Origin of the sequence: Mariprofundus erugo (assembly GCF_005818865.1) — a bacterium.
Lineage (GTDB): Bacteria > Pseudomonadota > Zetaproteobacteria > Mariprofundales > Mariprofundaceae > Mariprofundus > Mariprofundus erugo.
This window is the reverse complement of the sequence record NZ_VBRY01000009.1, coordinates 101,725-113,344: the sequence shown is the minus strand read 5'-3', so window position 1 is coordinate 113,344 and position 11,620 is coordinate 101,725. Positions and strand designations below refer to the sequence as shown.

Sequence of the window (11,620 nt, the reverse complement as noted above, 5' to 3'; positions counted from 1 at the left end):
GATCAAGAAAAGCGATTGATATTGGAGACATAACCATGTCTAAACACAGACTGACACAGCTGAAGGCACTGGAGGCGGAATCAATTCATATTATCCGCGAAGTGGTGGCCGAGTTCCGTAATCCGGTGATGCTTTATTCCGTGGGCAAGGACTCAAGTGTGTTGTTGCACCTGGCACGCAAGGCATTTTATCCGGCACCGCTGCCATTTCCGCTTCTGCACGTGGATACCGGCTTTAAATTCAAGGAGATGTATGAGTTCCGCGACTGGTATGCCAAAGAGGTGGGCGCACGTCTGATTGTTCGCCGCAATGAGGAGGCGATTGCCAAAGGGATGAACCCGAAGGCGTTTGGTGTTGCCCGCTGCTGTGGTGCATTGAAAACCCAGGGGTTGCTCGATGCCCTGGAAGAGGGTGGCTACGATGCAGCTTTTGGTGGCGCACGCCGTGATGAGGAGCGTTCGCGTGCCAAGGAGCGTGTCTTTTCAATGCGTGATGAGTTCGGTCAGTGGGATCCGAAGAATCAGCGGCCGGAGTTGTGGAGTCTCTATAATGGCCGGATTCATGATGGTGAAAGTGTGCGTGTGTTCCCGATCTCCAACTGGACCGAGATGGATGTCTGGCTCTATATCCGTGAAGAGAATATTCCGATTGTACCGCTCTATTTCGCCAGGGAACGTATGATGGTGGAGCGCAAGGAGCTGCTGATTCCTTATTATGAAGAGATGAAGGATCAGCTGCTGGAAGGGGAGGTGCCCGTGCCGGTGATGAGTCGTTTCCGTACGCTTGGCTGTAGCCCCTGCACCGGTGCCGTGCGTTCGGAAGCCACGAATATGGATGAGATTGTGATAGAGGCTGCTGCCGCACGTCGCTCTGAACGTGAAACCCGCATTATCGATCACGGTTCCAACAGTATGGAAGACAAGAAGAAAGAGGGTTATTTCTGATGACTGAAGTGAATTTCAAACTGGCTGAAGAAGTCGAGCTGCTGCGTCTGGTAACGGTCGGCAGTGTGGATGATGGCAAGTCGACCCTGATTGGTCGTCTGCTGGTGGATACCAAGGGCGCTTTTGAAGACCAGCTGCTGGCTGTGCGCAAGCAGAAGGGGCAGGAAGGACAGGTTGCCTCGGCGGCTGAAATCGATCTCGCCATGCTGACCGACGGATTGTCGGCCGAGCGGGAGCAGGGCATTACCATCGATGTGGCTTACCGCTATTTTGCCACGCCGAAGCGCAAGTTTATTATGGCCGACTGTCCGGGGCATGAGCAGTACACCCGTAATATGGTCACCGGTGCATCGACCGCCAGTGCGGCGATTATTCTGATTGATGCCCGTAACGGTGTGATGCCACAGACCAAACGTCATACGCATATTCTTGGTCTGCTCGGTATTCCGCACCTGATTGTCGCTGTGAACAAGATGGACCTGGTCGGTTTTGACCAGGCTGTGTTCGAAAAGATTCGTCAGGATATGCAGGCTTACTGCGAGAAGCAGGGGGTGAAGGATCTGATCTGTATCCCGATGTCGGCGCTCGATGGCGATATGGTCGCCGTTCGTGGCGACCATCTGGGCTGGTATGAGGGCAAAACCCTGCTGGAGACACTGGAGACACTGTCAACGCTGGGTGGAATCGATGCACTGCCCTTCCGTTTGCCTGTACAGCTGGTGAATCGTCCACAGACGGCTGATCTGCCTGACTATCGTGGCTTTATGGGCACGATTGCCTCCGGAACAGTGCGGGTCGGCGACAGGATCGTGGCCGTACCGAGTGGCAACACTTCAACGGTGAAAGAGATTGTTACTTTTGATGGCAATCTGGAGGAGGCGTTTGCCCCCCAGAGTATTACGCTGACACTGAATGACGAGATCGATATTTCGCGTGGTGACATGATCACACATGTCGAACAGAAAGCCCGCGATGCAAAGGAAATTACGGCCAATGTCTGCTGGATCGGCAGTGAGCCACTGAGTGAGCGCAAGAAATACCTGATCAAGCATACAACCAATAGCGTCAAGGCAGTGGTCAACAGCATCGACTTCCGCCGCGATATCCATACGCTCGACAAGGATGCTGCGGATGAGCTGGCGATGAATGAGATTGGTCAGGTGACATTCAAGCTGCAGAAGCCGCTGCATTGTGATGCCTATGCCGACAACCGGGTGACCGGCAGCTTCATTCTGATCGATACGTTTACCAATAATACCGTGGGTGCGGGCATGATCATCTGACGATGTAAGTCGTTGTCAGATGATCATCCGCATGGAAAAGGAGATGCTCCGGGTCAAATCGGGGCATCTTTTTTTTACTGTCGCAATGATGAAAAGGTATGCTGAAAATATCCTTTTATTATTGACGAATGTGCTCCTCTCCTCTATAAAAAGAAAACTTGGGGGAAATCAGGAGGAGGTTCGAGATGAATATTCGGCAAAGGCTTTGGCCTAAACTGGCGCTTCTGGGCGTCGCGATGGTTGCAATCAGTGGATTGTCATCCTGTGGGGGCAGTGCCAGTGCACCTGCGCCCAATGCGGCGATAGCCGGTGCGGTGGTGGATGGCCGTGTAAGTGGTGCAACCCTGACCCTGTACAGCGATCAGGCCATGACGGTGCAGGTAGGCAGCGGTACAACCGATGCGGCGGGTGCATTCAATATTACGCTGACGGTCGCAACAGCTCCGGATCCGGTTTATATCAAGGCTGTGGGTGGAACGGATATTGATACCGGTATGCCGGCTCCGACCATGCTGTTCGTCGGTAATACGACCGGAGCGAATGCTCTTGCTACATTTAACATCACCCCTTTGACCAATGATGTGTTTACGCGAGTAGCCAATGGTTCTGCGCTGACGACGGCTCAGACCAATGCACAGGCTGCTTTCGGTCTGGCGGCCAATACGGGCGCAAATGGGCTGTATGAAGATCCTTCACTGGCCGGAAATGCGGGATTGCCGGCTGCCGTATTCAAGAAACTGACGGCCGGTACAGTGGGCGGGACGGTTGCCGCCGGTACCTACAAGATGTTTGCCATTATCGCATCCGAGTCTGATATCGGTGTGACCGCCATTGCCAATACTGCAGCGCTTACCGGCGGTGCCAACTTTGTCAGTGGCAATATTGTTGTTGCGGCGAACGGAGATATCACAGGCACAGCCGGTGCAAACTTTATTACGGGTAAAGTGGCAGGCTCCAGTGTCGTTCTCAATATCGTGGATAATGTGGGGGCACCGACCACTCTGACCCGGGTGGTTGGCAACCTGGGTTTGAATGGAAGTATGTCCGGTAACTTCTCCGATCTGACAGGTCTGCCGGGTGCACCGGTGATGAAGAAGGGATTGTTTGTGGGGTCTCTGATTCCTGCAGCAGGTATTAATGCGGCAGGACTGGCTACATTTGTATCCAACTTTTATACCCCCGGTGTGGGTACGGGAACGATGAATATTGTTGCCCGTGATATTTTTTCCGGTGCCGCTATTCCGCGTGTGAACTGGGGACAGGCGGATGTGACGGCAGTGAACGTGGGGGCTGGTACGGTCACCATGAGCAATATGACGATGAGGCAGGATGCAGGTAGTGTCGCAGGTGGCGTCAATGCCTTTACCTTTGCTGCGGGTACCTATGTATTCTCCGGAGCAGTTCCGACCAACCTTCTTGTCTTTGAATATACGATTGCCGGTGCCAAGCTGTATATCGCAACCTCGGTCGGCTTGCGGCGTGGCATCTACTTTGTTGTGCCGACCGTGCCTGGCACGATTCAGGCCATCGGCGAGTCCTATATGTCGAAGCAGAACAGTGTGGCGCCGAATCCATTTGCTCTTGGCATTACGGCTGATATCACGGTTGGCAGCATTCACGCCGGTATGCCGGGAGCGACACGGGCAGCTGCATTGACTCAGGGATTGACGCCGCAGGTTGCCGGACCGATGACGTTGCCGGGGGCTCTTACCGGCGGCACGATGGGTAACGGTTATCTGAATGCTCCGACAGAGCTGATGGTGTTTCAGGGTAGCATGCTGGCCATGAAGATGGATGCCAATAACAACTTCGCTGAAAACTCTCTTACGGGTGCGGTCGATGATCACTTGCGTCTGGTTGAGTTTTTTGAGTCCGGTGCCATGCAGGGTGAGGAAATTCAGGGTGGTACGATACCCGGACCGGTGACGCTCAGGGATTTCCCGTCCACCTTTGTCGGTTTTGTTCATGATCAGGCCAGTGCCGTCACACCGAGTTTTTCAGGGACGCTGAACTTCCTGGCAAGAACGGTCTATGCAAGCAACTATGCCAGCTTTGCAACCGCCTATACCACCGGAACGCTGACAATCACCGCACCGGCAGGGGCTGCCGGTACGGCTACCCTTGTGGCTACGCCGGCTGGGGGAGCAGTTGCTACCTCAACACTTACCGTCGATGTGCCGGCAGCCGGTGCGCCGGGTGTGTATCATATGTCCGGTGCACTGACCGGTGGTGGCTATATTGATATTACCTGGCCGATTGGCGGCACCAAGGCGCTGTATATGATCAGTAGCGCTGTGAATGGTGTGGTCAGTGAGGTTGGTGAGGCTTATATGACCCGCTAGCCGGGCATTTCACCGCTGTGATAAAGTTAAGGGCGCCTGTTGCAGGCGCCCTTATTTATGGTTCATCGCGCATTCGCGGGCAATATGGCCGAAGAAAGTTTTTGATTCCCGGTAAGTCTATAAGGGGAGTCAGGCGGCATCTGCAAATCTTTACCGGCACTGATTCCCGCACTTTCACGATGAACCTGTTTATTGTGCCTGTTCAGTTGAAAGAATCTCTCTGGCGGCGGCACAGTCTTTGGCAATTTGCTGGGCCAGATCGGCATGGCCGGTGAATCGCCGGTCTTCGCGGATACGGCGGACAAAGGAGATATTCAGCCACTGTCCGTACAGATCCGGAGCATCATCGAGCAGATGGGTCTCCAGCAGCAGGGTGCGGCCATTGAAGGTCGGGCGATAGCCCAGATAGGCGGCGCCAAGCCAGTTTCTTTCACCATTGCTGGCACGTACGGCATAGATGCCGACTGCCGGGTGTGCCAGGTCGGCCACATCGATATTGGCGGTCGGAAAATTCATCTGTCGCCCGCGTTTGTCTCCGTGCAGGACCTCGCCGGCAATGGCGTAATCGCGTCCGAGCAGTTGTCTGGCCAGGGCAAAGTCAGCGGCTTCCACGGCTGAGCGAATGCGTGATGATGAGACGACGGCGCCAAGCATTTCGAACGCAGCTGCTTCAGATACGGTGAAAGCGAGTTCATCGCCGAGTTTGCGCAGATCATCGACATGGCCCTGACGATCATGACCGAAAGCAAAGTCATAGCCGACATGGATATGGCGAAACCGGAATGTTTCGAACAGCCGGCGTGAGAACTTGTCCGCCGTCCATGCCGCCATTTCACGATCAAATGCCAGCAGTAAAACGGCATCTGCGCCTGCCTGCTCCAGATATTGCAGCCGTTCATGGACATGACAGAGGCGGCGGGGGGCCTCATCGGGAAACAGGACCGCGCGCGGGTGCGGTTCAAACGTGACGACAATCGTCGGTCCGCCCACAGCCAGTGCATGGCCTCGTGTTTCGGCCAGGACCTGTTCATGGCCCATGTGGACGCCATCAAAATTACCTACCGTGACGGCTCCGCCCTGCAGGTCGGCGAAATCGAGGGCTTCTTCCCATGAATGAATAATGCGCATCGGCACAGGCTACTGCTTATGAAACAGTGACGCACACAGAAAAACAGTCTGGCGGAACAGGGGTCAGGGGAGTGGCTTTTCCGGCCAGTGGCACTCGTCGGCCACAGGGCACTGATGGCATTTGGGTTTGCGAGCGGTACAGGTGTAACGGCCGTGCAGAATCAGCCAGTGATGGGCATGCTGCATGAACTCGGACGGAATGCGTTTGAGCAGTCCCAGCTCGACCTCGAGCGGTGTTTTGCCGGGAGCCAGCCCGGTGCGATTGCCGACGCGGAAAATATGGGTGTCGACCGCCATGGTCGGTTCGCCAAAGAGTACATTAAGTACGACATTCGCTGTTTTTCTGCCTACGCCTGGCAGGGCCTCCAGCTCCTTGCGGGTGCGGGGAACCATGCCATCATGTTTTTCGACCAGCATCCGGCATGCGCTGATCAGGTGGCGGGCCTTGCTGTTGTAGAGGCCGAGGGTTGCGATATAGGACTTTAATCGCTCCTCTCCAAGCTCAAGAATGGCCTGTGGCGTGTTGGCAACCGGATAGAGTCTGGCTGTGGCTTTGTTGACGCCGACGTCCGTGGACTGGGCCGAGAGCATGACGGCTGCCAGCAATTCAAAGTCGTTACTGTAGTGCAGCTCGGTTACCGGTTCGGGATCGGCGGCTTGCAGTTGTTCAAAAAAACGGCGGATTTCGGCGCCGGTCATGCGCTTCATGGGGGAGTTACTGATTGACTTCGTTCAGGGTCAGGGTGACCTGCCGGTCGATAATGTCACCGGCAGGGTTGAGTACCTGCTCGACGAGAAAAACCGTGTCATCGGTAATTTTCTCGATTCGGCCATTATGTTTACCGAGGTAATTACCCCTGTGCAGGGTATAGCCCTTGCTGGTGCTGTCCTCGATCATGGCAACCCGCTCGCCACCCATGCTGAAAATGGCAACCAGCCTGAGGCTTTCAAGGTCGAAATTTTCAAGCTCCTCGCGCTCATGATTGGAGAGGCGGAGCTGATTTTCTGCGACAACACTGCGGCCACTGCTGACCACGGTTGGCAGGTAGGAGGCAAAGGGGTCGCGCAGTGCCAGGAAATCAATATCGGGTGCAGTGACCATATGCTGCATGGCATCAGGCAGGGAGGTGTCCGGTTCGGCAGCAAAGACACTGGACGATGGTGTAAGTACCATGCAGAGAATCAATCCAGCCAGTCGTTTCATCGTACCTCCCGACGCCAATGGGCAAGCCACGCACCAGCAAACTACAGCAGAGTGGCCATGAAATGCAAAGCAATTTACAGGCCACAGGCCTACTGTATGCCGGAAGAACCGAAGCCGCCGCTGCCCCGGTTGGTATCGGAGAGGGCGCTGACGGTCTGAAATGCGGCGCGGGAAAAGGGGGCAATGACCATCTGGGCAATGCGATCTCCCCGGCAGACGGTAAAGGCCGCTGTGCCGTGATTGATCAGTATGACGCCAACTTCACCCCGGTAGTCAGCATCGATGGTGCCGGGGCTGTTAAGAACGGTGATGCCGTATTTCAGCGCCAGTCCTGATCGGGGGCGAATCTGTGCTTCATAATTTTCCGGCAAAGCCATGGCAAAGCCGGTCCTGATCAGCCGGTATTGCCCCGGCGCGATCACGATCTCTTCATCAATGGCGGCGCGAAGATCGGCGCCTGCTGCATGGTTGCTGGCGTAGAAAGGCAGCTCAATGCCTTCGCCATGCGCAAGGCGCATGATTTTAACCTCAGGTTGTTCCATCGTTTTATTCCTCAAGCTTCATGATCTGATGAATAATGGCGTCGGCAAAGGCCTGCTTGTTACTGCTGTGCAGTTCGGCCTCATGGTCCGGAGTGAGCCACCAGCCCCCTCCTGCATGACTGCCCATATTGCTGATGTCATTGGCAACAATGGCATCCACCCCCTTGGCAGCAAGCTTTTTGCGGCCATGTTCAATGTGCTTTTCCGCTTCTGCAGCGAAGGCGATCACCCTGCAGGGGCGATCATGCATATGGGCGACGGTGGCAATGATATCGGGGTTGGCAGTGAGCTCCACGACCATCTGCCCGGTGCTGCCACGTTTGATTTTTCCGCTCACTGGCCGGGTGAAACGGAAATCGCTTACGGCGGCGGTGCCGACAAATACCGTTGCACCTGCAGCCGCCTGCAGACAGGCGGCAAGCATGGCATCGGCCGACTCGACAGGAATTCGCTCTACGTCTGTGATGGTGGCAGGTGTCCCGGGTCCGGCTATCAGGGTTACGCGTGCTCCCATGATGGCGGCCTGGCTGGCCAGCAGCGCGCCAAGGGTACCACTGGCCCGGTTGGTCAGAATACGTACACCATCCCACGCTTCAGCGGTTGGGCCGGCATTGATGACCCAGCGTTGCCCGGCAAGTGCCGGCGGAGTCAGCAGCGGTAGCAGGGCGGCGAGTATATCTTCCGGTTCGCTCAGGCGGCCTGCCCCCTCCTCACCGCAGGCCAGGATGCCGGCCGCCGGGCCTGTGATATGCATTCCCCGCTCCCTGAGCAGGGCGGTGTTGTGGCGGGTGGCAGCGTTGCTCCACATCGAATGATTCATGGCCGGTGCAAGCAGTACCGGGGCCTCACTGACCAGCATGATGGTGCTTAGCAGATCATCGGCGATGCCGTGCGCTATTCTGGCCAGTACTCCTGCGGTTGCAGGAGCGATGATGATGGCATCAGCCCAGCGTGCAAGCTCGATATGTCCCATCGAGGCGTTATCGCCGACCAGGTCGAACAGGCGGGTATGCACGCTGTTGCCTGTCAGGGCTTCAAAGGTCAGCGGGGTGACAAACTCGCAGGCCGAACGGGTCATGACACAGCGGACCTCTGCCCCCTGTTTGACCAGCAGGCGGGCGAGCTCGGCCACCCGATAGACGGCAATACCGCCGCCAATGCCGAGCAGAATGCGCTTATTGCAGAGCATCAGCGGAATCGGTGTGGCCATGGTGTCGCCTCAGGACTGCAGCTCTTTGAGCGTGTTGAGTACTGTTTCGACGTGACCTTTGACCTGAACCTTGCGCCATGCTGCGGCAATATCGCCTTCGGGATTGATAATGAAGGTGGAGCGCTCTACGCCGAGATACTCCTTGCCGTAATTCATTTTCATTTGCATGACATCAAACGCCCGGCACAACTGTTCGTCCGGATCGGAGATAAGGGTGAAGTTGAGCGACTGGTTTTCACCGAAGCGGGCATGGGATGCAATCGAGTCGCGGGAGACGCCGACAATCGTGGCGCCTGCACCGCTGAAGTCCGGTCGGGCATCGCGGAATTCGCAGGACTCTGTGGTGCAGCCCGAGGTGCTGTCTTTCGGGTAAAAATAGAGGATGATCCACTGGCCGGCGAGATCGGCCAGCTTCAGGCGGCCTTCAGGCCAGGTGTCGAGTTCGATATCTGCCGGGGCGGCATCGCCCGGGTGAATGGTATAATCTGCCATGTGACCTCCAATGGATAATCAGCGCAGGCTATCACCGCAGCAGGCAAAGGTCAGTGGATGAGGAACCCTTCCTGAATTGGGCGCATCCACCCCTGATTCCCTGATGGGTGATTGTCGTCGCATTTTTGCTAGCCTTGCAGCGGATCGTAACGCAAGGAGTTTTTCAATGCAGCAAGAGTCTGTCGCCGTCACATTTCATCCCTCAGCCGTGTTGCTGGCGCAGCCGCGAGGTTTTTGTGCAGGCGTTGATCGTGCAATCGAAATTGTTGAGCGGGCGCTGGCTGTTTACGGGGCGCCGGTTTATGTCCGGCATGAAATTGTACACAACCGCTATGTGGTTTCGGACCTGAAGCAGAAGGGGGCCATTTTTATCGATGAAGTGGATGACGCCCCGGATGGGGCGCTGCTGATTTTTTCTGCCCATGGTGTCAGCCAGCAGGTGCGCCAGCGAGCGGCTCAGCGCGGCCTGCGTGTTATCGATGCAACCTGTCCGCTGGTGACCAAGGTGCATCTGGAGTTGCTGCGGCATTATCAGCGGGGTGATCAGGTGATTCTGATCGGTCACGCCGGCCATCCCGAGGTTGAAGGGACGATGGGGCAGGCTCCTGCCGGGGCGGTGTTGCTGGTGGCAACCGTGGATGATGTGGCGGCGCTTGAGGTTCGCGATCCTGACAAGCTGGCCTATGTCACCCAAACGACCCTGAGTGTGGATGATACGGCGGATGTGATCGCGGCCTTGCGCGCCCGTTTTCCGAAATTGCAGGGACCCAAGCGTGAGGATATCTGTTATGCCACCAGTAATCGCCAGGAGGCGACCAAGGCACTGGCTGAAGAGAGTGATGTGGTGCTGGTGATCGGCTCGAAAAACTCGTCCAACTCGAATCGTTTGCGCGAGGTGGCCGAACGGGCCGGTTGTGCGGCCTATCTGATCGACGGGGCGGAAGATATTGATGCAAGCTGGTTTGCCGGCGATGCGCGTATCGGTATTACGGCCGGCGCTTCGGCTCCGGAGGTGCTGGTTGCAGAGGTGGTGAAGTGGCTGGCCACGCAGGGATTTGGCGAGGTGCGGACGTTGCTGGTGCGCGAGGAACATGTGACATTCAGTTTGCCTGAAGAGTTGCGGCAGAAGCAGGCAGAGTAAATTTTCGGCAACTCCCATCGTTGTTTCAGCGGCTGTTGCGGCTGTGTAAACGATGATGTTTTCCTGTCCGGCGGCACTGTTTTACGGGCTCGCTGTGCGTGATGCAGACGGCTTGACCGGCGCGATCATTGTTATGGTTTCCATGAGCTTGCTCCTGCTGCTAGCTTGCTGGCATGGCTGAACTTGAGAAGAAACTAGCAATTCTGCGTCAGGCAATTGATGCAGTGGATGACGAACTGCTGGAGCTGATCCGCAAGCGGGCCCGGCTTGCCGGCCAGGTGGGTGAGGCGAAGCAGGGTTCTGTGGATGCCCCCTTTTATGTGCCGAGTCGTGAGGCATCGATTATACGGCGTTTGCTGGCACGTAATGCGACGGCAGCGACCAGTGCGCATGAGAGCAAGATTCCCGATGAAGCGATTCATGGCATATACCGTGAAATCATCGGTGCCTGTCTGGCGCTTGAGCACCCGATGACGATCGCCTATCTGGGGCCGGAGGGTACCTTCAGCCACAGTGCGGCAAGTCGCCAGTTCGGTTCGACGGCCAAATATCTTCCCTGCAGTTCGCTGGCTCAGGTATTTGATGAAGTCGAGGCCGGCCGTGCCACCTATGGTGTTGTGCCGGTGGAGAATGCATTTGAAGGTGCCGTCACGCCGACGCTTGATCAGTTCGCTGATATGGAGCGCGATATTTTCATCTGTGCCGAGGTGCAGCTCTCCATCCATCACCACCTCTTTACCTATGCCGAATCCCTTGCCGATATCGATGTGGTGATGTCGCATCCGCAGCCGCTGGGACAGTGTCGCGGCTGGCTGGCAGAGCATCTGCCCAATGCGCAAATGCTGGAGGCCTCCTCGACGATTCGTGCCGCCCAGATTGTCGATGAAGCCAAAGCCGCTGCCTCGCCGACGCTCGACTGGCAGCGCTGTGCCGTGATTGGTCCGTATTCGATTGTCGATCGCTCGGGATTGCCGCTGATGCAGCGCAATATTGAAGACTTTCACGATAATACCACCCGCTTTTTTGTGATCGGACAACATGATTCGCCGCCGTCGGGAGAGGATAAAACGTCGCTGGTCATGTCCATTCGGGATGAGCCGGGGGCACTGCACAGCCTGATTTCATCCTTTGCCGATCGTCATATCGGCTTAACCCGGATCGAGTCGCGGCCATCCAAGAAAAAGCTCTGGGAATATGTCTTTTTTGCCGATATCCAGGGGCATCGTGATGATGCGGCCGTCGCTGAAGCGATAGCCGAAATCAGCAGCCGTCCCGGCGGCTTTATCAAGGTGCTTGGTTCGTATCCGGTATCTAAACCATTGTAGGTGAGTGAG

11 protein-coding genes are annotated in these 11,620 nt (G+C 56.3%); 5 read left to right on the top strand and 6 right to left on the bottom strand.

Annotated elements, in window-relative coordinates; genetic code table 11:
• Positions 1-35: 35 nt before the first annotated feature.
• The 3 genes from cysD to FEF65_RS10275 all read left to right on the top strand — a co-directional run bounded on the left by cysD (position 36) and on the right by FEF65_RS10275 (position 4,569).
• Positions 36-944, top strand: coding sequence for a sulfate adenylyltransferase subunit CysD (gene cysD, locus FEF65_RS10285; RefSeq protein WP_138239719.1), 909 nt, complete (start codon positions 36-38; stop codon positions 942-944).
• The gene (locus tag FEF65_RS10280) at positions 944-2,227 is read left to right on the top strand and encodes a sulfate adenylyltransferase subunit 1 (RefSeq protein ID WP_138239718.1); all 1,284 of its coding nucleotides are present in this window, start codon (positions 944-946) and stop codon (positions 2,225-2,227) included. Before cysD ends, FEF65_RS10280 begins: the two co-directional genes overlap by 1 nt.
• Positions 2,228-2,412: 185 nt before the next feature.
• Entirely contained in the window at positions 2,413-4,569 is a 2,157-nt protein-coding gene (locus FEF65_RS10275) for a hypothetical protein (protein WP_138239717.1), read from the top strand.
• Positions 4,570-4,758: 189 nt separating this feature from the next.
• On the opposite strand, the gene FEF65_RS10270 is transcribed toward FEF65_RS10275, so the two are convergent.
• From FEF65_RS10270 to FEF65_RS10245, 6 genes are all read right to left on the bottom strand, one after another.
• A complete protein-coding gene (locus FEF65_RS10270; protein ID WP_138239716.1) occupies positions 4,759-5,697 on the bottom strand; it encodes a bifunctional riboflavin kinase/FAD synthetase in 939 nt (312 codons plus the stop codon).
• A 63-nt stretch (positions 5,698-5,760) separates the two neighbouring features.
• Positions 5,761-6,396 carry an endonuclease III gene (gene nth, locus FEF65_RS10265; protein ID WP_138239756.1) on the bottom strand — a complete coding sequence of 212 codons (636 nt, stop codon included), beginning with the start codon at positions 6,394-6,396 and terminating at the stop codon, positions 5,761-5,763.
• A gap of 16 nt (positions 6,397-6,412) precedes the next feature.
• Positions 6,413-6,901, bottom strand: coding sequence for a pilus assembly protein PilP (locus tag FEF65_RS10260; protein ID WP_138239715.1), 489 nt, complete (start codon positions 6,899-6,901; stop codon positions 6,413-6,415).
• A gap of 89 nt (positions 6,902-6,990) precedes the next feature.
• A complete protein-coding gene (dut, locus tag FEF65_RS10255) occupies positions 6,991-7,443 on the bottom strand; it encodes a dUTP diphosphatase (protein ID WP_138239714.1) in 453 nt (150 codons plus the stop codon).
• Between the two features lie 4 nt (positions 7,444-7,447).
• A complete protein-coding gene (gene coaBC, locus FEF65_RS10250) occupies positions 7,448-8,653 on the bottom strand; it encodes a bifunctional phosphopantothenoylcysteine decarboxylase/phosphopantothenate--cysteine ligase CoaBC (RefSeq protein ID WP_238701340.1) in 1,206 nt (401 codons plus the stop codon).
• A gap of 9 nt (positions 8,654-8,662) precedes the next feature.
• On the bottom strand, positions 8,663-9,145 hold the full coding sequence (locus FEF65_RS10245; protein WP_138239713.1) for a peroxiredoxin: 483 nt from the start codon (positions 9,143-9,145) through the stop codon (positions 8,663-8,665).
• 166 nt (positions 9,146-9,311) lie between these two features.
• Between FEF65_RS10245 and ispH the strand changes: the two genes are divergently transcribed.
• Together ispH and pheA are read left to right on the top strand one after the other, a co-directional pair.
• Positions 9,312-10,286 carry a 4-hydroxy-3-methylbut-2-enyl diphosphate reductase gene (gene ispH / locus FEF65_RS10240; RefSeq protein WP_138239712.1) on the top strand — a complete coding sequence of 325 codons (975 nt, stop codon included), beginning with the start codon at positions 9,312-9,314 and terminating at the stop codon, positions 10,284-10,286.
• Positions 10,287-10,459: 173 nt separating this feature from the next.
• Positions 10,460-11,611, top strand: a complete 1,152-nt coding sequence (gene pheA, locus FEF65_RS10235; protein ID WP_138239711.1) for a prephenate dehydratase — start codon at positions 10,460-10,462, stop codon at positions 11,609-11,611.
• Positions 11,612-11,620 lie beyond the last annotated feature (9 nt).